Origin of the sequence: Paenibacillus sp. FSL R5-0341, from assembly GCF_037975235.1 — a bacterium.
Lineage (GTDB): Bacteria > Bacillota > Bacilli > Paenibacillales > Paenibacillaceae > Paenibacillus > Paenibacillus amylolyticus_A.
Genome location: NZ_CP150241.1, coordinates 1,709,424 through 1,734,712 on the forward strand (window position 1 = coordinate 1,709,424; position 25,289 = coordinate 1,734,712).

32 protein-coding genes are annotated in these 25,289 nt (G+C 43.7%); 29 read left to right on the forward strand and 3 right to left on the reverse strand.

Going from position 1 to position 25,289, the window contains the following annotated elements; genetic code table 11:
* The first annotated feature begins 198 nt into the window (after positions 1–198).
* The 5 genes from MKX75_RS07690 (at position 199) to MKX75_RS07710 (ending at position 3,762) form a co-directional block, all read left to right on the forward strand.
* A complete protein-coding gene (locus MKX75_RS07690) occupies positions 199–1,056 on the forward strand; it encodes an ABC transporter permease subunit (RefSeq protein WP_175623691.1) in 858 nt (285 codons plus the stop codon).
* A gap of 16 nt (positions 1,057–1,072) precedes the next feature.
* On the forward strand, positions 1,073–1,945 hold the full coding sequence (locus tag MKX75_RS07695; protein ID WP_076330123.1) for a carbohydrate ABC transporter permease: 873 nt from the start codon (positions 1,073–1,075) through the stop codon (positions 1,943–1,945).
* Positions 1,946–2,198: 253 nt separating this feature from the next.
* On the forward strand, positions 2,199–2,441 hold the full coding sequence (locus MKX75_RS07700; protein ID WP_339169141.1) for a hypothetical protein: 243 nt from the start codon (positions 2,199–2,201) through the stop codon (positions 2,439–2,441).
* Positions 2,442–2,819 (forward strand): retropepsin-like aspartic protease, encoded by a 378-nt coding sequence (locus MKX75_RS07705; protein ID WP_062833276.1) that lies wholly within the window; start codon positions 2,442–2,444, stop codon positions 2,817–2,819.
* Positions 2,820–3,120: 301 nt separating this feature from the next.
* Positions 3,121–3,762: a FusB/FusC family EF-G-binding protein gene (locus MKX75_RS07710; protein WP_339169142.1), complete on the forward strand. Its 642-nt coding sequence runs from the start codon at positions 3,121–3,123 to the stop codon at positions 3,760–3,762.
* A 96-nt stretch (positions 3,763–3,858) separates the two neighbouring features.
* On the opposite strand, the gene MKX75_RS07715 is transcribed toward MKX75_RS07710, so the two are convergent.
* Positions 3,859–4,446 carry an NAD(P)H oxidoreductase gene (locus MKX75_RS07715; protein ID WP_339170399.1) on the reverse strand — a complete coding sequence of 196 codons (588 nt, stop codon included), beginning with the start codon at positions 4,444–4,446 and terminating at the stop codon, positions 3,859–3,861.
* A 245-nt stretch (positions 4,447–4,691) separates the two neighbouring features.
* Here MKX75_RS07715 and MKX75_RS07720 point away from each other — a divergent pair, with 245 nt between their 5' ends.
* The 9 genes from MKX75_RS07720 to MKX75_RS07760 all read left to right on the forward strand — a co-directional run bounded on the left by MKX75_RS07720 (position 4,692) and on the right by MKX75_RS07760 (position 9,566).
* Positions 4,692–5,090: a helix-turn-helix domain-containing protein gene (locus MKX75_RS07720; protein WP_062833279.1), complete on the forward strand. Its 399-nt coding sequence runs from the start codon at positions 4,692–4,694 to the stop codon at positions 5,088–5,090.
* Positions 5,087–5,581, forward strand: a complete 495-nt coding sequence (locus MKX75_RS07725; protein ID WP_339169144.1) for an NUDIX domain-containing protein — start codon at positions 5,087–5,089, stop codon at positions 5,579–5,581. Before MKX75_RS07720 ends, MKX75_RS07725 begins: the two co-directional genes overlap by 4 nt.
* A gap of 307 nt (positions 5,582–5,888) precedes the next feature.
* Positions 5,889–6,752 carry a DUF4085 family protein gene (locus MKX75_RS07730; protein ID WP_339169146.1) on the forward strand — a complete coding sequence of 288 codons (864 nt, stop codon included), beginning with the start codon at positions 5,889–5,891 and terminating at the stop codon, positions 6,750–6,752.
* A 172-nt stretch (positions 6,753–6,924) separates the two neighbouring features.
* Positions 6,925–7,077: a hypothetical protein gene (locus MKX75_RS07735; protein WP_339169148.1), complete on the forward strand. Its 153-nt coding sequence runs from the start codon at positions 6,925–6,927 to the stop codon at positions 7,075–7,077.
* A 12-nt stretch (positions 7,078–7,089) separates the two neighbouring features.
* Positions 7,090–7,377 carry a hypothetical protein gene (locus MKX75_RS07740; protein ID WP_339169150.1) on the forward strand — a complete coding sequence of 96 codons (288 nt, stop codon included), beginning with the start codon at positions 7,090–7,092 and terminating at the stop codon, positions 7,375–7,377.
* A 22-nt stretch (positions 7,378–7,399) separates the two neighbouring features.
* The gene (locus MKX75_RS07745; RefSeq protein WP_339169152.1) at positions 7,400–7,618 is read left to right on the forward strand and encodes a hypothetical protein; all 219 of its coding nucleotides are present in this window, start codon (positions 7,400–7,402) and stop codon (positions 7,616–7,618) included.
* A 77-nt stretch (positions 7,619–7,695) separates the two neighbouring features.
* The gene (locus MKX75_RS07750) at positions 7,696–8,559 is read left to right on the forward strand and encodes an aminoglycoside phosphotransferase family protein (protein ID WP_339169153.1); all 864 of its coding nucleotides are present in this window, start codon (positions 7,696–7,698) and stop codon (positions 8,557–8,559) included.
* A 132-nt stretch (positions 8,560–8,691) separates the two neighbouring features.
* Positions 8,692–9,150: a DUF2262 domain-containing protein gene (locus tag MKX75_RS07755; protein WP_339169154.1), complete on the forward strand. Its 459-nt coding sequence runs from the start codon at positions 8,692–8,694 to the stop codon at positions 9,148–9,150.
* Between the two features lie 119 nt (positions 9,151–9,269).
* The gene (locus tag MKX75_RS07760) at positions 9,270–9,566 is read left to right on the forward strand and encodes an SHOCT domain-containing protein (RefSeq protein ID WP_339169156.1); all 297 of its coding nucleotides are present in this window, start codon (positions 9,270–9,272) and stop codon (positions 9,564–9,566) included.
* Between the two features lie 137 nt (positions 9,567–9,703).
* Here MKX75_RS07760 and MKX75_RS07765 read toward each other — a convergent pair whose 3' ends face one another.
* Complete coding sequence (locus MKX75_RS07765; protein WP_339169158.1) at positions 9,704–10,687, reverse strand: cation diffusion facilitator family transporter; 984 nt, start codon at positions 10,685–10,687, stop codon at positions 9,704–9,706.
* 291 nt (positions 10,688–10,978) lie between these two features.
* Here MKX75_RS07765 and MKX75_RS07770 point away from each other — a divergent pair, with 291 nt between their 5' ends.
* The 6 genes from MKX75_RS07770 to MKX75_RS07795 all read left to right on the forward strand — a co-directional run bounded on the left by MKX75_RS07770 (position 10,979) and on the right by MKX75_RS07795 (position 16,176).
* Positions 10,979–11,656 (forward strand): response regulator transcription factor, encoded by a 678-nt coding sequence (locus MKX75_RS07770; protein WP_076330137.1) that lies wholly within the window; start codon positions 10,979–10,981, stop codon positions 11,654–11,656.
* On the forward strand, positions 11,653–13,029 hold the full coding sequence (locus MKX75_RS07775) for a HAMP domain-containing sensor histidine kinase (RefSeq protein ID WP_339169159.1): 1,377 nt from the start codon (positions 11,653–11,655) through the stop codon (positions 13,027–13,029). The genes MKX75_RS07770 and MKX75_RS07775 overlap by 4 nt, the downstream gene beginning before the upstream one ends.
* Positions 13,030–13,096: 67 nt before the next feature.
* Entirely contained in the window at positions 13,097–14,227 is a 1,131-nt protein-coding gene (locus MKX75_RS07780; protein WP_339169160.1) for an ABC transporter permease, read from the forward strand.
* Positions 14,224–14,901 (forward strand): ABC transporter ATP-binding protein, encoded by a 678-nt coding sequence (locus MKX75_RS07785; RefSeq protein ID WP_339169162.1) that lies wholly within the window; start codon positions 14,224–14,226, stop codon positions 14,899–14,901. The genes MKX75_RS07780 and MKX75_RS07785 overlap by 4 nt, the downstream gene beginning before the upstream one ends.
* A 163-nt stretch (positions 14,902–15,064) precedes the next feature.
* Positions 15,065–15,625, forward strand: a complete 561-nt coding sequence (locus MKX75_RS07790) for an NUDIX domain-containing protein (RefSeq protein ID WP_339169165.1) — start codon at positions 15,065–15,067, stop codon at positions 15,623–15,625.
* Between the two features lie 257 nt (positions 15,626–15,882).
* Positions 15,883–16,176 (forward strand): RNA polymerase alpha subunit C-terminal domain-containing protein, encoded by a 294-nt coding sequence (locus tag MKX75_RS07795; protein WP_339169166.1) that lies wholly within the window; start codon positions 15,883–15,885, stop codon positions 16,174–16,176.
* A gap of 19 nt (positions 16,177–16,195) precedes the next feature.
* Here MKX75_RS07795 and MKX75_RS07800 read toward each other — a convergent pair whose 3' ends face one another.
* Positions 16,196–17,140: a hypothetical protein gene (locus tag MKX75_RS07800; protein WP_339169167.1), complete on the reverse strand. Its 945-nt coding sequence runs from the start codon at positions 17,138–17,140 to the stop codon at positions 16,196–16,198.
* A gap of 359 nt (positions 17,141–17,499) precedes the next feature.
* On the opposite strand from MKX75_RS07800, the gene MKX75_RS07805 reads away from it, so the two are divergent.
* From MKX75_RS07805 to MKX75_RS07845, 9 genes are all read left to right on the forward strand, one after another.
* Positions 17,500–18,006, forward strand: a complete 507-nt coding sequence (locus tag MKX75_RS07805) for a DUF2569 domain-containing protein (RefSeq protein ID WP_339169169.1) — start codon at positions 17,500–17,502, stop codon at positions 18,004–18,006.
* Between the two features lie 122 nt (positions 18,007–18,128).
* Positions 18,129–18,743 (forward strand): histidine phosphatase family protein, encoded by a 615-nt coding sequence (locus MKX75_RS07810; protein WP_339169171.1) that lies wholly within the window; start codon positions 18,129–18,131, stop codon positions 18,741–18,743.
* A 370-nt stretch (positions 18,744–19,113) separates the two neighbouring features.
* Positions 19,114–19,689 (forward strand): GNAT family protein, encoded by a 576-nt coding sequence (locus MKX75_RS07815; RefSeq protein ID WP_076330147.1) that lies wholly within the window; start codon positions 19,114–19,116, stop codon positions 19,687–19,689.
* A 29-nt stretch (positions 19,690–19,718) separates the two neighbouring features.
* A complete protein-coding gene (locus MKX75_RS07820; RefSeq protein WP_076330148.1) occupies positions 19,719–20,351 on the forward strand; it encodes a hypothetical protein in 633 nt (210 codons plus the stop codon).
* Positions 20,352–20,615: 264 nt separating this feature from the next.
* Entirely contained in the window at positions 20,616–21,572 is a 957-nt protein-coding gene (locus tag MKX75_RS07825; protein ID WP_076330149.1) for a radical SAM protein, read from the forward strand.
* 392 nt (positions 21,573–21,964) lie between these two features.
* The gene (locus MKX75_RS07830) at positions 21,965–22,978 is read left to right on the forward strand and encodes a phosphodiester glycosidase family protein (RefSeq protein WP_339169173.1); all 1,014 of its coding nucleotides are present in this window, start codon (positions 21,965–21,967) and stop codon (positions 22,976–22,978) included.
* Positions 22,975–23,988: a bifunctional glycosyltransferase family 2/GtrA family protein gene (locus tag MKX75_RS07835; RefSeq protein WP_076330151.1), complete on the forward strand. Its 1,014-nt coding sequence runs from the start codon at positions 22,975–22,977 to the stop codon at positions 23,986–23,988. Before MKX75_RS07830 ends, MKX75_RS07835 begins: the two co-directional genes overlap by 4 nt.
* Before the next feature lie 135 nt (positions 23,989–24,123).
* Positions 24,124–24,450: a DUF962 domain-containing protein gene (locus MKX75_RS07840; protein ID WP_339169174.1), complete on the forward strand. Its 327-nt coding sequence runs from the start codon at positions 24,124–24,126 to the stop codon at positions 24,448–24,450.
* Between the two features lie 88 nt (positions 24,451–24,538).
* Positions 24,539–25,249, forward strand: coding sequence for an AAA family ATPase (locus tag MKX75_RS07845; protein ID WP_339169175.1), 711 nt, complete (start codon positions 24,539–24,541; stop codon positions 25,247–25,249).
* Positions 25,250–25,289: the final 40 nt, after the last annotated feature.

Consider the following 25,289-nt stretch of genomic DNA (forward strand, 5'->3'; position numbering starts at 1 on the left):
TGTTATATAGCAGACCTCAGAATGGCTTGATACTATTTATATCAGAGAACCCGATCACACACAAAAACTTTTTTTGGGAACAGGAGAAGCGCTATGGAGGCTAAATTGGAGGGTAAGCGGATCCCGCAGGCAAACGTTGGGAACAAGCTGGATAAAAAGAGAAAAAAACGCTACAAACAGCCATGGATTCTGCACTTCATGGTGTTGCCGGCGGCCATTATGGTCTTTATATTTTCATACATTCCGATGTCCGGGATTTTGATGGCATTTCAAGATTATAAACCTGCACTGGGATTTTTTAATTCCGAATGGGTAGGACTGAAGCACTTCAGGTACATGTGGGAAAATGATTATTTCCTGCAAATTACGTGGAACACGCTATTTTTTGCCTGTACGAAGATTGTCATGAATCTGATCATTCCGTTTATTTTTGCCTTATTGCTTAACGAGGTACGGAAGATGGCACTGAAAAGAACGATTCAAACGCTCGTGTATCTTCCACACTTTCTGTCTTGGGTTACGTTGTCAGGCATTCTGATCGACATTCTGGCCCAGACGGGTATTGTCAATCAGTTCCTGGTTTCGGTATTCGGCATCAAGCCGATCTTCTTCCTCGGGGATGGCAGCTGGTTCCGATTCACGATTATTGCGAGTGATGTCTGGAAAGAGTTTGGATTCAACACAATCATCTTCCTCGCGGCACTGTCCGGCATTAACCCTGCACTTTATGAAGCGGCTGAAGTGGATGGGGCAGGACGCTGGAAGCAAACGATGTATATTACCATCCCGGCACTGATTCCCATTGGGATCGTGATCGCAACACTGGCACTGGGTAATGTGCTTAACGCCAACTTTGACCAGATCTTTAACTTATATAGTCCGTTGATTTACCAACAAGGAGATATTATCGATACGTTTGTGTATAGAGAAGGTCTGCTTAGTGGGCAGTTCAGTTTCGCTACCGCTGTGAATCTGTTCAAATCGGTCATCAGCCTGATCCTGATTGTGATCTCGTACCGACTGGCTTACCGATTCGCCGGATATCGAATTTTCTAGAAAGGATGACAAACGAATGTATCATAAAACGATGCCTTACCGCATATTCAGCATATTCAACAATGTGTTCCTGACCATCCTTTCACTGCTCTGCTTGCTGCCTTTGTATCACTTACTCATGGTATCACTTAGCGCATCTGCACCTGCAAATGCGGGTCTCGTAACATTTTGGCCGATTGGATTCACACTGGAGGCGTATGCGAAGACATTTGCCAATACCAACTTCCTCTCCTCCTTATGGGTATCTGTGGAGCGGACGGTGCTCGGTACTGGACTTGCGTTAATCGTTAATACGCTTGCAGCCTATGCGCTTTCCAAAGAGACGCGGGTGTTCCGCGCACGTAACATCTATCTGTGGTATTTTGTCATCACGATGCTGTTCAGCGGTGGCCTCATTCCGGGATATATCCTGATTCTGAAGCTGGGACTGATGAACACATTGCTGGCCTTGATCCTGCCGGGATTGGTTGCGGTGTTCAACATTATTCTGTTGCTCAATTTCTTCCGTACCGTTCCGAAGGACCTGGAAGAAGCTGCATTTATCGATGGTGCAGGTCACTTGCAGACGTTTATCAAAATCTATCTGCCTGTCTCCGTACCCGTTATTGCAACGGTCTCGCTCTTCATGATGGTTGGGCATTGGAACGCATATTTTGACGGGATCATCTACATCCGTGATGCAGAAAAACTGCCACTCGCGACATTCATGCAGACGATCATCGTGCAGGCCGACATGTCGAAGCTTGATCCGGAAGCAGTTGCGAACCTGTCCCAACGGACCATTCGGGCTTCGCAGATCTTTATCAGCGCACTGCCGATCCTGCTTGTGTATCCGTTCCTGCAACGGTACTTTGTAACCGGGATCGTGGTTGGTGCTGTTAAGGAGTAGTTGAGTGTAGGGGTTAGAATAGGGTTGTGAAAAGGAAGCTGCTGAACTGGGGAAGGCCAGGGAGGTGGCTTCTTTGTGTTAATAGGCGTTTGAGTAAAAGCATCAAAAGCCTTTATAAACACTCTATTTACGTTGAATGTTGAATTGGATAGTATTCTATTTTTCAATAATGACTAAAGGACAGATGAAATTTCAATGATTGGTGCGTGTTTACTAAGTGGTATAATATCATCAAACGATAGGGGGAATGACTATGAAATGGCAAGAGGTTCAACAAATTTACCCGAATCAATTCGTGAAGTTTGAAGTCCTTCATTCTGAAGAGACAGAGAATCAAGAAGTTATAGATGAGGTCGCTGTGATCGGTCCTGTAAGCGATGAAAAAGCAACCCAAGAATTACTAAATAGCCGGGACAATACCTTGGTCTATCATACTTCCAAAGATCAAGTCATTGTTAAGGTACGGAAGAATGTAGGTTTAAGGAGAAAATTTTAAATGAAAATTGAATATAGAGAAGGACTATTATTCACTGAACTAATAATCCTTTTTAACGGAAATAGAAAAAGGATCAATAACATAGTTATTGATACGGGAGCAAGTCATACCTTGATTTCACAGGATGAAGTAGACGATATTGGCATTCTAGTTGGGGTAGAGGATGAGATTATAACAAGTTACGGAATTGGCGGTAAGGAACATGCTTTTAGTAAGCGTGTCGAGGGAATACAGGTGGGAGATTTTGTTTTAAAGGATATTCCAATAGATTTTACTTCATTTAAATATCATAATATTAACGGTTTATTAGGACTGGACATACTTATAGAAGGCAAATTCAATGTAGATCTAGAAAAATTTAAACTATATCATCTATAAATCTAAGATAAAAGTATATTTTTATAATTGGAGATTGGAACGAAGCTCGTTGCCTACACTATGCTGCCCTGCTATAATTTCGATATATCTATCGTATTGGGGGTTATGACGTGGCAATATGGATAATGCCGGATTGCTCGTTCGCTAGAAAGCCTTACGCAAAGCCTGAATAGGGGCGGACTTTGTGTAGGGCGCGACAAAATGAGATCGTTTGCCCTGAAATCAACATCAACATTATGGTTCAACCCGCAGGCTTTGCACCTTACTTTATTTTCCTAATAAAAATAAGGGGCTGAACGCCATGCAAACACCATTTATTCAGAATCATCAATTTAATTATATTCAAAAACAAGCTGACTTCCTGCTGAAAACGCTACGCTCGGTTGTAGATCCAAAAGTATTGGAAACCGTTCGTTATACGGTCGGCACAAATGCGGTGAGCATCTTCGATGAACTCACTCCGGAGCAGAAGCAACTGCTGGAGCAGTTATCCACGTATGAGACGACACATGAATTGCAGACGTATCTGAACCGGCTGGAAGCATATCTGATTCCATATCCGCAAGTATCCGCGAAGCAGATTCAGAAGCTGTTTCCCAAGGTAAAGAAGCTTAAGGTGCCGGATCTGGAATCCATCGATTACGCGCGTACAACTTATCTGAGATGGACCGATATTGCTACCGATCGCTTGTTCATCGTGTATCCGTATGAAGGCAGATTCCTAGGGATTGAGGGGCGAATTACGGCGACGAACAAGAAGGGATACTGTATGTTCTGTCATCGCCATCAGGAGCTCGGATTCTTCAACGTGAAGACCAAGAGTTATACGCCAGACAATATTTCTTCTGTAGCCCAGTACGTATGCATGGATAACACAGCTTGCAACCATAGCATCACCGATACCAGTATGTTGGAGAAGTTTCTTTTCTCGACAGTAAAATAATGCATCTTAACAAACAGGGTCGCTCTTCTGAGCGACCTTTTTTGCCGTGTTCAAGCGGAGTTGGGGCGTTATAACCATGCAGCGCTATTAATATCTTTACAGCGTCGGAATATCGTTGGCATAGTTCAGTCCCAAGTGATGTGCATGGTTCAGCAGTGCTTCATAGTGTTCGGGCTTGGATTCCAACGTTTCATATAAAAACTCAACTCTTGATTGGGACACGCCACAGTAATCGGAAATACCCACATTGAGCAGATTGGTGATCGATTGCCCATAGTTGCGCTTATGCATCTGTTCTTCCGTCACGCCGGAAAGAGCGATCCACAATATCTGCTGATGAGGAAGTTTGTTCGCGCCATAGGCAAACCCGTTGTTCATGACACGATCCACATAACCTTTCAACATGGCTGGCAGATGCCACCACCAGAGAGGAAACACAAAAGCCACAGCATCGTGCTTCTTCAATCGCGCCATCTCCGTTTCAACCTCAGGCGAGAACACCTGATTTTCTTGAGTATAGTCTGGTTCATCCATCTCTCGGAGGATTGGGTCGAAGCCAATCCCATGCAAATCCAATATCTCATAACTGTGACCGGCCTCAGTAAGACCCTGTGCAAAACGTTGAGCTACCTGAAAGGTCAAAGAATCTTTTCTTGGGTGGGATACTACAACGAGTACGTTCATCTTATCTTTCACTACCTTTCTGGATTGCTGTCTTGTAGCCATAAATCAGTGGCTGATGCTATTATAAACAGGTATGAAAACATCTGGAAGTACGCACTTTGATGTTCTATAGGAAGAATGAAGTGCTATAGGAACATTAAAGTACCCTAAATGGATGCCTCGAAATAGGCTCAAATAATAGAAAAAAGAGCAATAAAAAGATTATGATTCACCTTGATATAGCCTGATTATGGAGGGGTTCAAAAATGACGGAACATGAAGACACAAACGCTCCAAAGAAATATAAAGTTGGCGTGGAAGCGGCCTTGGAAGTGATGGGCGGGAAGTGGAAGCCTTTGATTATTTATCATTTGATGACCGGACGGAAACGCACATCGGAGCTTCGACGGTTGATACCGGACATTACGCAGAAGATGCTGACAACACAGCTCAGAGGTCTGGAAAAGGATGAGATTGTGCAGCGCAAAGTATATTCGGAGGTACCTCCCAAAGTGGAGTACGAGTTAACAGACTACGGCTGGGGACTCAAGCCTGCCCTGGACCATCTATGTTATTGGGGAGAAGATCATCTGGACAAAATCCACGGAGATAAGTTTAAAGTGTTGGAGGACTTCGATTCTGAAGAGAAGGGGGCGAGAAATTGAATGGTACAGAGCACGTGAAACAGGCAGTTCCCATTCGTTGTGAAGGCGTGGCAGTAGTTCTGTTGAAGAAGAGCCTCGATCAATACCGTGTACTGATGCTGAAGCGGGCGGGTCGTATGTTGCATAACGAGTGGTGTTATGTTGGCGGCGGGATAGAGAAGGGCGAGAAGGCATGGGAAGCTGCATTAAGAGAAGTTCACGAGGAAACAGGTATTACGGAAGTCCGGTTGTATTCTGCCAATCAATTCGAACAATATTATTCACCCATGGAGGATTATATCTATACCGCTCCCGTATTCGTAGGATATGTGGATGAAAGCCAGGTTGTCCGGTTAAATCATGAACATATCGAGTACCAATGGATGACGTTTGACGAAGCCAGAGAAAACGCGGCATTGCCTGGCATTGATAACATTTTGGATTTTGTTGAAAAGCATTTTGCCAGAAAAGCCCCTTCCAAGTGGCTTCGGATTCATGGAGAGAATGATTAGGAGGTGGAACTCATCACGTACAAGACGATTTATCCAAGAGCATGGTTGAGCCTATTATGCATGAATGGGCGGCGCGAACCGACAAAGAGATCAAACATAAATTGTTTCAAACCTTGGGGTGGATCAGTACGTCTGTTGAATATAAGGAATCGTTGAGGCTGAAGATTTTGGAGGAATAGCGGTGAAAATAATAGAGCAATTTCTAACGATGTCGATCTGAAGTGGTCGAGGTGTTAGGCTTTACAAGATCTGTTATCGCTAACACGATTATTGAAGTAGATTCTAAAAATTAGCAGGAGAGATGCCCATGAGATATCTAACGAAAGAATGGTATGAGCTGTGTCAGCAGACACATCTTCATTTTGGTTTAAGAGTACATAACGGAGCTTACGAGTTCGATGAGAATCTATTTTTAAGGTTGTATAAAAGAAAGGAAAAAGCGCATGTGAAGCAGGAGCGAGAGCTTTATGATTTGGACCCACGTTACATGCTGGAGCATGATGGTCAAGTGCTCACTCGCGTAGACAAAGCTTTCGGTGAGGAAGAAGTGACAGAAGAGGATCAGATCGTTTATCACATGCCTTCGGAAGAACGAGCGCATATTGAGAAACTCATTGCAGAGTATGATGTACGCCCTCCTTTTGATGAGCAGAAATGCAAGGAAGAGTACAAAGAATCAATAGAGTGGAATTTTCAATACAAGGCGGAGAATTTGCCACAGGAAATCGTTGAACAAATTGCGGATATTCGTGTATTTACGTTGGGTTATTGCACGAGAGAGATTTTACAGCAATTAAAGAAACAAAGTGCGGAAAATAAGAGACATGTGGATCACGCAGCGAAAGAATTTAGAGAAGTGATGATGGCGCAGGATATTCCCGATGAAATACATGGCCGGGTTCAATATCATGATTGTACAGTGACAGAACTGCTGACGGGAGATGAAGTGGTCATTCGTTTTGATACCCGTGGGGGCTTCACCAACATAAATAAACTTACGCTGGTTGCACCCGAAATCATCAAGCAAGACGGTGGGATTGTAGGCAGTTACTGGCTATATCAAGAGCTGTATCGAATCGATAACGGATATGAGCTTCATGTTCTATTTGATGGAGAGAATATGCCTGAGCTGATTGTTCGCTGTGCTGATATTCTCGTAGAGGAAGAGTGAGAGTGAGCCCTAAAGGCTGATTATGGAGGAATTGTAGTGAAAATTAGCATCTTAGAAACCAAATTAGCTTCAAGATACGACGAGTTCGATCCTGAACAGGACGGAAATAAAAACACGAAATTTGCTGACATCATTATTGATGGTAGATCCCTTTACCAAAGGCTGAAAAAACATGAATTGGTACCTTGTCTGGGATGGGGTAGCGATGAATATCAAAGACTTCTTATTGAATGAGAAGAAACTACAGGTAGGCCCGTTTTATTTTGATTGGGAAAATTATAAAGAAGCCATTGAAAATACGTTTGGTACAGCCGGAATTCAGTAAGGAAAAAGGAGGATGAAGGAAATAGAGATGGAATGGACCACCAGTACGTTTGGTTATTTATCTACTCCCGTATTTGTCGTGGGCATTGCATGTTACTTCTTTCCTGACTTTCTATACAAAATATTTGTCCTGATGAGATATCGAAAAATTAAACCGAATTACGAGTTTGAAGATAACCCTCCTAATAGTGATATCCCTAAACCTATCGAAATAATATTAAAAGTACTAGGCACCATTATGATGATCCTAGGGATCATATGGTTTTGGTTTTCGGAAGAGTTTTACGATTTATTATTTTGACAGCAAGGAGTGGAACAACAATATGGAGTTTTTATGGACGTTAATCATCGTATCACTTATAAGTTTTATTGTGGTTCTTATCATTGCTGCAATAATACGTTATGCCATAGATTCATCCAACACATCGAGAAAGTTGGATATATTGATTAAAGAAGTGCACTATCTGAAAACTGAAATAAAAAAAATGCAACACCATAAGCAGCAAGATGGTAGCAAACATATTATTGATGAGAAAGTATAGAAAACAGAACGGAGGTACACCTGTATGAGCATGCTTTACCAAATGAATCAAGATCCTAGTTATATGAGGAGAACCACATGTTAATCAACCCAACGATAAATGAGATCAATAACTTATTTAAGATGCATCATATCAACGAGGAAATATCTGAAATTCAAAGTTTGTCAGGTACCACAGCGGGACGTGTTTATCGGTTGAGTACAGGTCTGAACAGGCACTATATTCTAAAATCAGATGAACCCGAACAGATTCACATTGCCCAGCAGTTTTTGGACACATATAAAAATTCTTCGTTATTGCCTGAAGTTTTGTTCACTGATCCGGATAACACTTATTTTATCTATACGTATATGGAAGGTACGACCCATTTCAACCGTGGACAAAAAAGAGACTGGTTATCTCGTCTGGTGAAAGAGCTATTCAATACATATGTGCGTTCTTCAGATACGGAATCATGGGGCAGAATAGAGTTCCCACAGAGGACCTGGAAAGAATTCAATCAGATTAGCGTTCATGAAGCAAAGATGAATCTTGGAAGTATTTTAACGATAGATGATTATAATTTGGTTCAATCCAAAGTGGATCGTCTCTTTCATGAGCAAGAAGAGAAGTTTCTTTTGCATGGCGATACGGGGATTCATAATTTTGTGTTTGCTCAAAATGAACTCATCGGCGTCATTGACCCATCTCCAATGGTGGGACCTATCCTCTATGATTTCTTATATGCTTTTAGCTCTTCGCCGGATGATATCAACACCGAAACATTATTTGCTACGTTCGAACTTCTGGAACAGGTAGATATGGATAAATCCAGATTGATAGAGGAAGCTCTGGTCCATCTGTATTGCCGAATTGGGCTGAGTAACAAGCATCATCCGGATGATCTACCTAAATATTTGAAGGCATGGCAGGAATGGAAACGATTATGTCAGGGATGTTAAAATAGTAAAGTTTTCACCTTATCATTCAAAAGTGAAAGAAAAAATCTGATTATAGGTAAGTAGGATATTGGTGAGGTATGAATATGAGATGGACTATTGATTTAGATATATTGAAGAGAAAGGTAATCACCTATGGAAAAGACAATTAGTAGTAGAATAATAGGCTCTTTTATGTACAATGACGAATTTAACTCCTATGATTATACGGAAGGGAAAGTATATTACAGTTTAAAGCTTGAGAATGAAAGCACCAATGTAGATGCATTGATGAGTAGAGCAGAAAAACTATTCTGTCAGTTTGATGGATTTGAAAAAAGGGCTAAGACACAGATAGCACATCATTTAATTGATTATAAAAATGATTTTTGGCCTGAATACGATGAAGATGATGAGAATTTAAATTGGGATGATGTAGATGCTGGGAAATATGACGTAACCACAGAAGACTTTGAAAGAGTCATAACGTTGCTAGACATTGAATTACGAGTGAACCATATATACTGTGAATGTTCAGATGGAGATTTATTTGGTGGCCATCGAATTCATGCAAAATTTGATCATGACTATCATTTAATTGATGCAGATGTTTAGGTGAGGAAACGTTAAGTTGGATACGTCATTATAAACTGGGCTGAGGTTGATGTTTAGTGTTCTGACCTGCCTTTCCTGATTTTGATAGAAACATACATAACATTTAGGAGGAACATTCATTGAAAGCATTATCGATCGTCAGTCTTATTGGGTTCGTACTCAATTTTTTATTCATAGTCGTTTTTTTAGATGGTTCGCAAGAAGGTGCGGAGGTAGCGGCAGGTTTGGGACTTCTGGGTGTACTGTATGGTCTGCTTTTCTCAATTCTAGCTCTAATCATATCTAGCAAGAGAAAAAAGGCCCCTGTAAATGTTCATGAACAACTGCTACAGTTGGGTGAATTAAAAGAGAAAAATATCATTTCGGAATATGAATTTGATCAGAAGAAAGAGAAGCTACTTTACAGATACAAGTAGTCCAGATTGCGACAAGGTAAAGAAGATATTCCATTCTCTGCTCATGCAAAAAGCTGAACTTCTGCAAACAAAAACAGGGCGTTCCCTTCACCGGGGAATCTGCCCTGTTTCTGTTTGCAGCTATATGTTATACCATCTCAATGGTGATGATGCGCGTGGGCATCTGGTGCGTCGCCTTTGACGGTACATAGTACCGAGGTATCGTGCAGATGTTTTTCGGACTCCACTTGGAGCGTCACATGTTTGATTTCTTTATGTTCCAGCATATGTTCAATCTTCTGAATCAGGATCTCGGATGCATAGACATCCATCGTTCCATCCACCACGATATGTGCGGTCAGCGCGTTCAAGTTACTGGTAATGGACCAGACGTGTACATCATGAACGCCTTTGACGCCATCGACTTGTTTGATGGTCTGCACCAGTTCATTCACATCGACATTGGCCGGAGTACCTTCCATCAAGATATGCAAGGATGACTTGGTGACATAGAAACCACTTCGCAATACCAGTGCAGCGACAATCACACTCGCAAGTGGATCGGCCCAACCCCAGCCAAAGAACATCATGAGCAGTGCCGCCGCAATGGCCCCAACCGATCCCAACATGTCACTGATGACATGGAGATAAGCCCCGCGCATATTCAGGTTATTCTCGGTATCGCTACCACGCATCATGATCCAGGCCACCAGAATATTGATGAGCAATCCAATGACGCTGATGATTAACATGCCTACGGTTGCCACTTCTGGCGGGTTGATAAAACGACCAATTGCTTCGTAGAAAATGTAGAGTGCAATGGCGATTAACGTAATTCCGTTTAACGTAGCGGCCAAAATTTCAAATCTTCTGTACCCGTACGTTTTGCCAGTATTCACCGCTTTTTCACCAAAGGTAAACGCCAGTAAAGCGATCCCAAGTGCAATGGAGTCGGACAGCATATGGCCTGCATCCGAGATAAGCGCGAGACTGTTGGTGATGAATCCACCAATGGCTTCAACGATCATATAGATGGTAATAATAATGAAGGAAAACAGAAGTACTTTCTTATTATTGGTCGTGTGAGCGTGGTTGTGCCCATGATCGTGCCCATGGTTATGACTGTGATGATGTCCAGACATATTAAATCCTCTCCTTTGGAGCGAGGCTCCGCTATGTAATATGATTTCTAATGTGGCTATAATTGATCCTTAGCGATGGTTAATCACTAACGAATGAATATATGAGCGTTTGTTCATATGTTATGAATTTATTATAGTTCTGCCTCTTAGTAGTGTCAACCAGATTTAAGAAAATGTAAACATGTACAGGGTATATCCATGCATGCGCTAGCGAATAAGATTGCTTTTATGCTACCATCTGTGCAGGATCAAAGTGAGATGTACTCGTTACATAGAAGGGCGGATAACCATATGAAACATCTGCTGCTGGCAGACGATGATGCCAATATTCGAGCACTCCTGCGGCATGTCATGACCAAGGAAGGGTATCGGGTCCATGAAGCGCAGGACGGACTGGAAGCTGTCAAACTAATGCAAGAAACACCGATCGATCTGGCAATCTTAGATGTGATGATGCCAGGCATGGACGGACTGGAGTTATGTGATTTCATTCGGCAGCATTACGATATTCCAATCATGTTGCTGACGGCTCGAGATCAGCTATCTGACAAGAGAGATGGTTATTTGAAAGGAACAGATGAATATGTGACCAAGCCATTTGAACCGGAAGAATTAGTCTACCGGGTAAAGGCGTTATTTCGTCGGTACCATCGCACATCCAGCGATATCATCCGTATGAACCGGATCGTCATTGACCGTAACAATGTGGAGGTTACCGATGGGCAATCCATTCTCTTTTTGCCAATGAAGGAGTTTGAATTACTCTCACAGCTTGCCCAGTTTCCGGGCCGTTTGTTCTCGCGGGATGAGCTCATTCGGCTCGTATGGGGAGCAGATTACGAAGGAGATGACCGTACCGTTGATGTGCACATCAAGCGGCTGCGTGATCGTTTTGCGGACTATACGGACGATTTTGTCATTCAGACTGTGCGGGGCATTGGTTACAAGATGGAGGTGAAAGTACCTTGAGGACCTTGTACGTCCGGGTATTCCTCATTACGATTGCGGTGATTATGGTCAGCGGCATGCTCGGTTTTCTTTTGTCCAACATCTACTATCATACGAAGCTCAAGGATTTCAATGATGAGAAGCTGGTGGGGATCGCAACGCATATGAAGCAATTTGTGGAGCAGCAACCCGGCGCGATGGAGCAGTATTTGAACAATGCCGCCGCACTTGGGTACGAAATCTATGTGACGGATGGGAAAGGCAACGACCAATTCTACGGCCGCGAATTCCGTGAAAAAGATCTGGACAAGCAAGCTGTAGAACTGGTGCTAAGTGGTGAGGTATACCATGGCGTAGCCCAGTTTCCAAGCAAACCGTTCATTACCGGTTTCTTCGATAATCAATTAAGCAATACCGTGGGTGTTCATTTACAGCTAGGCAATGCGAATTACGCTCTTTTTATGCGTCCAGATGTAATCCTGCAATTCGGTGAGCTGCGAATCTTTTTTGCGCTGATTGGAGCATTTACGATAGGTATTAGTATTCTGATCTTTCTGATCAGTACCCGCTATCTGGTCAATCCCATTGAACGTCTGTCCGAGGCGACCAAGCGCATTGCGCAAGGAAAATATAATCTGAAATTGCCTACCGGAAGGCGGGATGAGATTGGACAGCTGGCCCAGCATTTCATGACCATGAGTCGTGAATTGGAAAGGGTAGATCAGGCGCGACAGCAGTTCGTATCGAATGTATCACATGAGATTCAATCACCGCTGACCTCGATTCAGGGTTTTGCCCAATTGGTGGCGGATCGAGATCTGCCTGAACAGGAAAGAGAGCATTATGCATCTATCATTGAGGAGGAGAGCCGTCATCTCTCTTTGCTCAGTAGACAACTGCTTCTCCTGTCCTCCCTAGAACAAGGCAACGAAGACCTGAGCAAAGTAAAGTTCTCTCTTCGAGATCAATTCCGGCAAGCGGTTCAGGTGCTGCAATGGCAACTGGAAGAAAAAGAGCTACTGCTTCGGATTTCGGTGCCCGAATCCATTCAGCTAGTGGGCAATGAAGTACTACTCATGCAAGTGTGGATGAATCTGCTGGGTAATGCAGTGAATCATCTGCCACAGGGAAGAAGCATCGAGATTCATGCCGGGCAGACAGATAACCAGTGTGTGATTCAGATTCGGGATACAGGAGACGGGATTGCTGCGGAGCATCTTCCTTTCCTGTTCGATCGATTCTATCGGGTGGATCGTGCGCGGGAACGTTCTTCTGGACGAACCGGGCTTGGACTTGCCATTGTACAGAAAATTATTCGAATTCATGACGGTACAATCGAGGTTTCCAGTTCGCCTGAGGGTACGGTCTTTACCGTGACACTTCCACAGATGTAATCTGTTATTCATTTGCCGTTCATTTTCGCCTCCTATACTTGGGTTATCAAGAGGGAGGTCACAGAACATGTACTTGGCTATTCGGGAAATGAGGTATGCCAAAGGGCGGTATGCCTTAATTGCTACAATCATGGTGCTGGTTTCATTTCTGGTACTGTTTGTTACAGGTCTTGCACAGGGGCTGGCGTATGATAACGCAGCTTCGGTCAAAAATATGGCAGCAACCCACTTTGTGCTGGAACAGGATTCGAATCATCGGTTTACCCGGTCACAAGTGGATCAGGATCAACTTAATCAAGCTCGCTCCGTGGTAGGGGAAGAGAACGCTGAGCCGCTGGGTGTGAAAATGACAACCGTCAGTCCAACGGGCGACACAAAAAAGATCGATGTCACGCTGTTCATGGTGAACCCAGAAGGCTGGCTCGCCCCAGCGGTTACCGAAGGATCTCCGATTACGAGTCAGACGAACGGGCAGGTTGTGGTGGACCATAAGTTATCTGAATCTGGCGTCACCATTGGTACCGTCCTGGTTGATCAAGCCTCGGGAACGGAGTGGACTGTGGGTGGATTTGTCCAAAATGAATCCTTCAGTCACTCCCCAGTAGTGTTCCTGAATGAACAGGAATGGCTTACGCTTCAAGGAGGTTCACGAGCTTCGCAAGGTTCAGCCGACACCAATGCTAATGCTCTGGTGTACAATGCCATTGCGATTAAAGATGCAGGCGAGCAGGTAGACGGCCTGAGTGCTGCAATGCCTAATACGGAAGTCATTACGAAGTCGGATGCCGTATCGGCCATCCCTGGATATAAGGAAGAGCAGGGATCGTTGCTCATGATGATCGCTTTTCTATATGTCATCTCGGCGTTTGTGCTTGCGGTATTCTTCTACGTTATCACGATTCAGAAAACGAGTCAGTTTGGCATTTTGAAAGCCATCGGAACGCGGAATGCTTATCTGGCGGGTAGTGTTTCGTTACAAGTATTAGTTCTGTCGGTTGGCAGTTTGGTGATAAGCGTACTACTGGTTCGACTGTTTGAGTCCATTCTACCAGCATCGATGCCGTTTCAATTAGGCTTGTCCACCCTCGCTCTGACTTGTGTATTATTCATACTCATGTCTGTGGCGGGTTCATTGTTCTCGGTGTGGAAGGTTACCAAAATTGATGCACTTGATGCGATTGGGAGGACAGCAGCATGAGAAACCGATTGGTATTGCAAGGAATTACACAGACCTTTGAAGATGGCGGTAGCAAACGAACGATTCTGGACAAGTTGGACCTTGAAGTTGCTGAAGGTGAACTCGTAGCTGTGATGGGGCCTTCAGGATCGGGTAAAAGTACATTCTTGTCCATCGCAGGCGCACTTCTCGAACCGACGGAAGGACAGATTCTTCTGGATGGGGCCTCTATTATGGGCAAAGGCAAACAGGAGATATCCGATATGCGGCTTCAGCAGCTTGGTTTTATTTTTCAAAGTGCCAACCTCATTCCGTATCTGAAAGTAGAAGAACAACTGATGGTGGTCGCGAAACTTGCTGGAGCGGAGAAAAACAAGGCGGAGAAACGAGTGGATGAGCTGTTGGATACGGTAGGCTTGACTCATCGGCGGAAGGCATATGCGGAGAAGCTGTCTGGCGGGGAACGTCAGCGGGTCGCCATTGCACGGGCGTTGATGAACGATCCTGCTGTCCTGCTCGCGGATGAGCCAACAGCGAGCCTGGATGCAGAACGTGGACTGGATATTGTCGGCATGATTGCACGGCTCGTGAAAGAGCAGGGCAAGAGTGCAGTGATGGTCACGCATGATGAGCGGATATTACCGCTCTGTAGCCGGGTTCTTTTTTTGGAAAATGGAAAGCTTGTGCAGCATTAGAAGGAGAATGGTCTGAGCGTCTGGAGAGAATACTGATCCAAGGCTTAAGTGCAGAAAGTATAAGAAGAGGGTCACGGTTTCCCGGTGGGAAGGTGGCCTTCTTTCTGTGTTTTCGACTATAATTGGAAGAATAGTGGAATTCGATAGAGAGGATCGGGTGCGGATGAGTAGCTTAAGTTTGGAATTATATCCGGCGCTGAGTACGTCAATTCATTGGGGAATTATTGAGGCGGAGTTCAGATTGAATGAGATCGTGGACGAAAAGCTGGTGAGCAATATTAGCATCATTCCATTTGTAGGCGATCAATGTGTCGTCTTTCAACTGGATAATGGAGATTGGGAGCTGCCTGGAGGGACGCTCGAAGCCGGTGAGCAGTATATGGCTGGACTGAAGCGTGAGCTATTGGAGGAGCTTGGGGCAGAAATGCGGTCCTATCAAATTTTTGGTCATTTCTATTGCACTTCCAGTGCTTTGGAACCTTATCGACCGCATATCCCGCATCCCCATTTTGTACGAATCATTGGATATGGAGACGTTGAACTTGTTGCTGATCCGCTGAATCCGGAGGATGGTGAGCAGGTGGTTGCGGTGGAAGTGGTAGAGATTGAGGAAGCGATCCGAAGATTCCAGGGACAGAACAGACATGACATTGCGGAGATGTACAAACTGGCTTATATGCTGCGAGAGGAAGCTAAACAGGCAGGCAAGGACAAGATGATCTAATTCCGATACCTTATGGAGGTAATGATGATTCGAGATAAGATTAACGAGCTGCTGGATACTTTACCCGAATTGGAACTGAACCGAGCATATTGGGGGATTGAGCGAACGGTCACTGTGGATTGAATGTACGGACATAGAGGAACAGTTAGTAGGAACATCACAAGTCATTTCGACTTTAGAGGCTTTAAAACACTACGAAAATATGATTTCAGATATTAAGAACTGGTTGAATACTTAATTCAGGAGGAGACACTCACATGGCAAACGATAAAGGAACACTCAGAATGTGCGAACAAGGACATTCGTATTATAAAAAAAGCGACTGCCCAACCTGTCCGACGTGCGAAGCTGAACGTAAACCGACAGAGGGAGTTCTAGCCTTGCTGTCTGCTCCCGCCAGACGTGCCTTGGAGAATGAAGGCATTACGACACTACTGCAACTTGCGGAGTACACGGAGAAAGAGATCCTGAAACTGCACGGAATCGGACCGTCTGCCATGCCCAAACTGCGGAACGCATTGGAAGAAGAGGGACTGTCTTTCAAGAAATAACCCTCTTCACGATGTTGCATTAATCCAAACCAGAAGCAGAAATAATCTCCTCGATCGTTACCTGATATAACAAGTTTCCTTCACTGAGTAGCAGACGATGCTGGCGAAAATCCTGCCGTGCCTGTTTGAAGGGCTGATCATCTTCATTTAGCAAATCAATCTTCTGCCCCTTGCTCAATGTTCCGGGCTTCTCCATTTTCTTAAGCACAAACGTACCATGTTTACCGTACCCTGCATCGAACAAGAAATGAAAACCATCCGTACTGAAGCCGGAGGAACCGGAGATGTTTGGATTCATGAATGTAACGTCGGGTTTACGGGTTCCCCCTGAGATACAACCGAGTTCAAAATCGGTATAGAAGTAGAACCAGACCTGCTTCTCATTCACCACATTGAGTGCGTAACAATCTGCAATATCAGCTGTGCTATTTTCGTACACTTTATTACCGTGCTCATCCCAGGCCAACAGACCGTTTGAACCAATTGGATCGCTCCATCCGTAGTTACCAAACACCCCTTCATCGAAGTAACTGGTCCAGATCGTTCCCTTCTCTGCGACCTGTACACTTTGGATACCATCTCCCAACAGAAACTCGCGGATCGTATTTCCGTTCAGATCACACACTTTGGCGTTCAAATCATACTGTTCATTGCCGTAATTCGTACAGCGTGCTCCCACGAGCAGCAGATGTTCATGTAATGGTTGTACGTAATGATAATTGAACATCTGCCCCCAGATGACAACTTCCTCGATAGTTTGATCTGCCACAATAAGCACTTTGTACGTATAGCTTTGATTCAATGTACTTTGGACGAACATACCTCGTTTTCTTTCAGGGATCTGATTCATCAACAGTACATAGACAAGGCCATCACCGCCCCACAGGGTGGAAACGATATCGAAGCCCTCGACATAATTCGAAATGTCGGCAAAAGGTAAAAGTTTTACTTTAGGATTGGTCATATCCATATCCTCCTTCGTAGTCCCAATGCAGAGTCACCATCTGCATCTGTATAAGAGCATTATGACTTACGTGTACTTAACTGAACATGGCGGAAGTATAGCGAAAGTCTTTTTGGCTTTTGTAGCATCTGAATACGATGGTTTAAAATGGATGCTTCGTCCTTGACACTCGTAGTACAATAAGGAAGTTGTGTAAAATTCTATATAAGAGGAGGGCGGAGAGGTCGCTATAAGAAGAGTGTGAAAATACATACAACGCACGTGAAGTAGGGTGAAAGAATTATCCGTAGATTCAATTGGCAATATTACAAGGAAGACTCATCTCAGAAAGACAAAACTGATTAAGGAAGTGTTACAAGGTGGAACCACATATTCATGAGCAAAAAACAGACTACCGTCCACTAGGTGTATCGGGATTGGGTGGTTGGCTGATTCTCATCCAGATAGGATTATTTCTTACCATGATCCTGCTCGCAGTACAGTTGATGCAAAACACGTTACCAGCATTAACACCCGAAATGTGGGACTTATTTGTTTCCAAAGACTCCGAATACTATCACGTTCTGTGGGGGCCGTTAATTATTTTTGAAGCTATATATAATGTGGTCTTTTTATTGTTCACGATATATATAGTTGTGACTTTTTATAGAAAAAAAGCAATCTTGCCCCGGTTAATGATCATCTATTACAGTGTTAGTTTGGTGCTCTATATGGTTGATTATATACTCGTACTTCAGATACCTATGATGCGGGAGTTGGAAGATGGAAGTGGGATACAGGAGATTGTGAAATCTGTCATCACTTGTGCCATCTGGATTCCTTATTTTATCAAATCCGAGCGAGTTCATAACACATTTGTAAGATAAATGGGTTGCAGGAAATGCCCGATCTTGGATAGAAGCTATCTGAGGTCGGGTTTATTTGATACATACGAAAGTCGTTATAGATGTATAGTTAACCTGTTCAATGTGAAAAAGGAGGAGAGATCTTGAAGATTTACCTGGTAAGGCATGGGATGGATGAGGAAGGGTATCGAGGCGGATGGAGCGAACGCGGACTTACGGAACAGGGGATCAATCAATCTAGGAAACTGGGAGAGCATTTGCATCATCATGCTGAGGAGTACAATATACATACGATTATTAGCAGTGATCTTCCTCGTGCGGTACAGACTACACGGGAAATTGAGAAGAAATTACATATTCAGGCTAGCTTAATGAAAGATTGGCGGGAGATGAATAACGGAGAATTGGCAGGCATGCTCCATAAGGATGCGGAAGAGCATTACCCAGGGGTTTATTTCAACACGCTTGATATGAATTCGCCTTTTCCGGGAGGAGAAAGTCCAAGGGATTTTTATAACCGGATAAGCATATCTTTCGAGAATCTTCTTAGAGATATAGAGGAACAAACCGTCAAGTCCAATGTGCTGTTAATTACTCACGGTGGCGTGATTAACATCCTGTACTATCTGCTTGAGAATAGGGAGTGGAGCAATAAGTCCGGCTTTTATCCCATGGACAACACCAGTGTACATACTGTTGAAAAGGGAGCACAGGGTTGGAAACTTAGTAGCGCAAATGTAATGTGTCATTTGAATTAGTTGTTTTACCTTGGAGAAAACTCGGATGGATCTCTGGATCATGGGATTTGTAGATCGAAGAACATTCTTGAGAATAAGGAGGAAAAGGGTTATTTTATTGTTCATAAAAAGAATTACAAATGTAGTGTTAGTTGTCTCAATTCTTGTGTCTTTCTATTATTTGTATATTATGCTTGTTCATCTACCAACAGATGGTTTGGAATTAGCAGAATTAAAAATTAGATCCACTGTAGCATTAGGAGTTACGGCAATCGCTGCGTATATTAGATTAAAGTTATAGAAACTATGATTTTAAAACAGATGTGTTAGGCAATTTTGACCGAACTGCTGTGAATATTTTAGTCCTAACAATCTCTGGAAGGGTGAATCTATGAAACCGATTGAAAGTTATTTTGCCCCATTTCCGATATTAGAAACTGAAAGAACGTTGCTCCGTCCCCTTACCTATGATGATCTCGATGATATGTACAGTTATTGCGTTGTACCTGCTGTATCGGAGTTCACTACCTGGGACGCGCATCAGAGCAAAGAAGACACCAAAGCTTTTTTAGATTTTGTCATGAGTCGCTATGAGATAGATCTAATAGGCCCGTGGGGGATTGAAGATAAACAAACCAAGAGGCTGATTGGTAGTTGTAACTATCTAGGGTGTGATAGCGATAACAGGAGAGTCGAACTGGGATATGTGTTATCTGATCAATATTGGAATCAGGGTTTCATGACCGAGGTTGTGAAACGAATCATCCAATTTGGATTTGATGAAGTGGGGCTTGAGCGAATCCAGGCCAGATGTTTAGTGAAAAACAAAGGTTCCGCCAAGGTCATGGAGAAGTCAGGCATGCAATTCGAAGGTATTTTACGGAAGTACATGAGAGTGAAAAATGAACTTCAGGATCTGAAGATGTATGCTATTTTAAAAGAAGACTTCTATACTCGTGTTAAATAAAGAACGTGTTATTGAAAGGGCGATCGAGGTTGAACAAAGGAATTCTGTATTTTATTCTATTGATGACTTTTTTAAGTAGCTCAGAAGTGGCTTACAATCGTAATGCCGTTTCAAAAGAACCTCCTGCATCTCATGCAACTAAGATATTTACTGAGGATGAATTCCAATTTGAGATTAAGTCCAAAGATATTACAATTAAATTAGGAAGTACTCGTGAAGTGGTTGAGCAGCAACTTGGAACACATGTAGATTATTATAAGCATACGAATGTCTACCAGTACAAAGATATGAGAATTCATTACAAGGATGGCATTGTGGATGGTATCATGATTGATGACCCGGGAAAGTTCAAAACGTATAAAACGCCAAGCGGGATCGGCTATGGAAGTACAGTCCAGGAAGTCTTCCAACAATACGGCAAAAAAGCTTTTATAGATACTAAAAAAGGAAAAGTAAAAAGTATTACATATGTCATGGAGAAAAATAAACAAGGCGATTACCATGTCATACCGTCATTTGATCATGCAATATTGGAAGGAGGATTTGAGAACATGAAAGGGTTGTCCATGAACTTTGATCAAAGGGGGCGTGTGTCATTCATCATGCTGGCGAGCCATGAGTTTGCCTATAATCCTGAGTTCAATATTGATGATATACAATAAAAGGAGGAAATAAGAATGAGCTTGATTGGATAGTATCTGGCTTTGCCTCAGGAAATAATCTCTCAATTATATCGTATTTTATATTGTCTAATTCAATAATTATATGCCTAGCTTTGGCCCATTCCCGATCGTTGAGGAAATGGGTTTTATTTTTGTTTTCAGCAAGCAACGTACATAATGTCATATCTTGAACCGGGTGCCTTCCGCTATAATCTTCAAGTTATCCAAACGTGAAAGAATGAAGGAACCAGGAGGTACAACGAATTGATAGCCAAAAACAGATATAAATCACTCGAACTGGAGACCCCCGGCTTATACGAGCTGGAAGGGCTTGAGGTGGGAGTGACATCGAATTGCAATTATAAATGCGACTATTGTTGCGCTTACAATCGGGATGATGGAGCTTGCATCAATAGTGAGGAAGTCATCCGTATTATTAGTGAGCTGCCTCATCTCAAGCGAGTTCGATTGTCCGGGGGTGAAGTTACTCTGAAATACCAGGATTGCCTAGAGATCGTGACGTACTGCGCTTCACATGGCATTGATACGCAATTGAACAGTAATGCCAGTCTGCTAACAGAAGAACGGATTCTCGCGTTGCGTGATGCAGGCTTGTCCAACATCCATATTTCGTTCAATTATACGGATGCGGAGGCCTATGCTGCGTACTACCGTGTGCATCCTCGCATGTATGAGAGACTGGAGCAGAATATCCGTTTGTGTACAGAAGCCGGTTTGGAGACGGTATTGGAAACGTTGCTGTTTGAAGGTAACCAAGCGAACCTGCAGGCTATTAGTGATAAGGTGTATGACCTGGGTGTGCGCATCCATGAGATCCAGAACAGCATTAAGATGCCACATACCGATTGGAGTCAGATTGTATCCAGAGAGTCCCTCATTCGATCTGTAGCGGAGTTAATTGAACATAAAAAGCCAGATACAACGCTCTATTTTACCTGTATGGACCGGTTCGCTGAACAGTTGAATTTGCGTGAACAACCCGGTGTGTATTTCTCGAATTGCGTGGATGGCACGAAACAGCTGCACTTGCACGGTAATGGGGATATTCTCATTTGTGAGTTATGCCATCCTGTTGTGATTGGCAACATCTACAACGGAACGTCGTTGAAGGATATCTATGATCAGCAGCCACCGGCGTTAATGGAATTTTTGGAAAAGCGGCCTTGTCCCGCGTACGATGCTCTTTTTGCAGACGCATAACAGGAAGAGTGTTGTTAAAGAAAATGATATGTATGTTGAACGAGATATGTACATGATAACAGCGACATTTAAGGTTCTATAGATTGAAAATCAAGGTGATCTGATTTCCTCAGTGGGAAAAAGGATCACCTTTTTTGATTGAACTATTCATTTACATAAAAACGGAGAGGACAGAAAAAACCTGAAAAAGCGAAGCGTTCGCCTTTATCCCCGGATTTTCCCCTTTAGAAGAGGGAATCAGAAAAATCTGGGGGTAACAGCGATTGGAAGGTTGTTCTGTCATCGTAGTGTCAGTGTGAATGTTCTTTAGTTCAATTGATGTGGTTTCAGATTCATTTAAGCTACTCGGCCTAATATGGCTTTAAGAACTTAGATGAAGAGGTGAGCTTCACATGATGAAGATCTATGAGAAACCAACCCGGAAAGACCCACATAAACGACCGATCTCCCCAAGAAAGCGCAGATGGTTCATCATCACACTTGTCAGTGTACTCGTGGTAGGTGGAATCCTGTATAGTCTGGCTGACCGTTACCTGATCCGGCATGTGCAAGTTGTTGTAGCGGATGAGAACACGGCAACGGCAACAACGGGCACCGACAATGATTCCAGCAATACTTCGACCACCGCAACTGAAGTGAATGCAACGTCAGATGATTGGAATTATTCGAGTGATGATATGAAAGTCAGTATTGAAAAGGTACAGACTGGTTCAGGCTCGGATCAGATTACGTATTATGTTGCTGATGTTCAGCTAACGGATGCAAGTAGCCTGCGAACTGCGCTGGCAGATAATAGTTTTGGTACTAACATTACCGAGAATACGTCAGAGATTGCCGCTGCCAACAATGCGATCTTTGCCATTAATGGTGACTACTACGGATTCCGCGATGATGGTGTCATTATCCGCAATGGAACATTGTATCGAGACAGCCCAACGCGGGATGCACTTGCCCTGTTCAACGACGGAACGATGAAAACTTATAACGAGAACGAGATTTCTTCCTCGGAACTGCTGGCTGAAGGTGCAACCAATACACTATCCTTTGGGCCCATTCTGATCCAGGATGGCGAGATCGTCAGTGAATTTAGCAGTGTGAAAATCGATAACAACTTCGGCAACCGTTCCATCCAGGATGCGAATCCAAGAACAGCGATCGGCATGATTGCTCCGAATCATTACGTCTTTGTGGTGGTGGACGGACGGCAGGACGACAGCCGTGGCATGACCTTGGCAGAACTGGCTGATGTCATGAAAGGCCTCGGAGCAACTGAAGCCTACAATCTGGACGGCGGCGGTTCATCCACGATGTATTTTATGGGCAGAGTCGTCAATAATCCGCTGGGGCGTAACCAGGAACGTGGCGTAAGTGACATTCTATATCTGACGGAGGGACAAGGATCATGACGATATTAATTCCATCATATGAACCCGATGTACGTTTACTGAATCTTGTTCTGCAACTGCAGACATTCAAACTTGGACCCATTGTGATTGTGGATGATGGTAGCGGCCACGGTTACCGTGGAATTTTTGAAACGGCAGAAGCCTATGGCTGTACGGTCTTGACACATCCTGTCAATCTGGGTAAGGGCAGGGCGTTGAAGACAGGATTTCAGTATATTAAGGAGTACGGACCTCAGGGCGGTGTGGTATGCGCAGATAGTGACGGACAGCATCTCCCACACGATATTAAGCGTATCTTCGAAGTGCTACTCGCACAGACGACACCAGGAATTGTACTCGGCAGCCGTCGCTTCAGTGGTAAAATTCCAGCACGCAGCCGTTTTGGCAACACAGTCACACGGGCGGTCTTTTCCCTCACGACAGGTACCAAAGTATATGACACGCAGACCGGTCTACGCGGTTTTCCTTACGCCATGCTGGACTGGTTGAACCAGATTTCAGGAGATCGGTTTGAATACGAGATGAACATGCTGTTAACGGCACACAAGGAAGGGTATGAAATTACGGAGGAGTTCATAGATACGGTGTATCTGGATCACAATGAGTCCTCCCATTTTCGCCCGCTGGTCGATTCATTCCGGATCTATATGCCAATCCTGATGTTCAGCACATCTTCGGTGCTGTCCGCTCTGATTGATTTTGGATTACTGTTCGTTATCCAATATTTCACACACAATCTGTTTCTGTCGGTTGTTGCAGCAAGACTGTGCAGCTCCATCTTCAACTATACGATTAATCGGAAGTACGTGTTCACCGTCGGACGAACCTCGAAGGTGCGGCAGTCTTTGCCAAAATATTTCTCGCTCGTCTTACTGGTGCTGCTATTAAACTACGGTTTACTGTATTTTTATAATGAAAAACTAATTATCCCGCTGCTCGCAGCCAAGCTATTGACCGAGGTGTCCATCTTCCTATTCAGCTATTGGGCGCAGCGCAGATTTGTCTATTAACCTGAAGAGAGTGAGCCTATGGCTTGCTCTTTTTTTTGGTTGAAACGGTTTCATATGCACCCTGTTATAGGGTACGATGGAGAAGAGTGAACGCAAAGCAGTGATCACAGATCAAGGTGAAATGGACGTGAATCGATGTTGAATCGAGTGCGCAAGGACTTGCGTTATTACCTTCAGGAGCATCAGGATCGGAACAACCGCATTTTGCATTATTTCGCGTTTTTGTCGGCCTTTGTGGCATGGATTTTTTTGTTTATTGATATCAAAGTCACGCTACTACTCGCCGTCTTCCATTACGTTTTATCCTGGATTGGGCACTTCTATTATGAAGGTAATAAACCCGCAGCTTTTCGTTATCCTCATATCGGCTTTTATGCCGGGTTTACCTGGTTTTTCATGAAGACAATGGAGATCATAACCCGCAAGGATATCATTCGTCCGTGGCTTGACCAATCAGAGTGAACTGAATGTGAATAGGAAGATAAGTGAGAAGTTCGAGTGTAAATATTCTTTAGTTAAACTTATATAAATTAAAGGTGGGAGGTTGATTATGTATCTTCGTAGTGTGGAACTCCTGTCGGCCAAGATCGAGAATCGAGACCAATACCCTTTTGACATACCCACGATACAATCCTTGGAACGTTTGGAGTTTACGAATAACATTACTTTTTTTGTAGGTGAAAATGGTTCTGGGAAATCTACGCTGCTGGAAGGCATCGCTCATCAATGTGGATTCAATACCGCAGGGGGCGGCAGGAATAATGCTTATGAGACACATGCTTCGGAATCCTCGCTCGGGAATTATCTAAGATTGGCATGGTTGCCCAAAATAACGAATGGCTTCTTCATGCGCTCTGAATCTTTCTATCAGTTTGCATCACATGTGGATGAGATGCCGGAGTCGCTTCAATATTATGGCGGGCGTTCATTACATGAACAATCGCATGGAGAATCTTTTCTCAACCTGTTCGTCAACCGCTTTAGTTCCAAAGGCATCTATCTGCTCGACGAGCCCGAGGCTGCTTTATCACCAGCAAGACAGCTCTCCTTGTTGCGTATTCTCCACGATCTGTCAGGCACTTCGCAATTCATTATTGCGACGCACTCACCCATTCTGCTGGGGTATCCGGGGGCGGAAATTTTAAGTTTTGACGATAGCGATATTCAAGAGGTAGCCTATGAGGATACCGATCACTATCAGATTACCCGTAGCTTTCTGGAGAACCGCGACCGGATGCTGAATGAATTATTTAAGGATTAAGTTAAGTTTTCCGTGTAAGCAAGGGAATTTACTAAGCCAT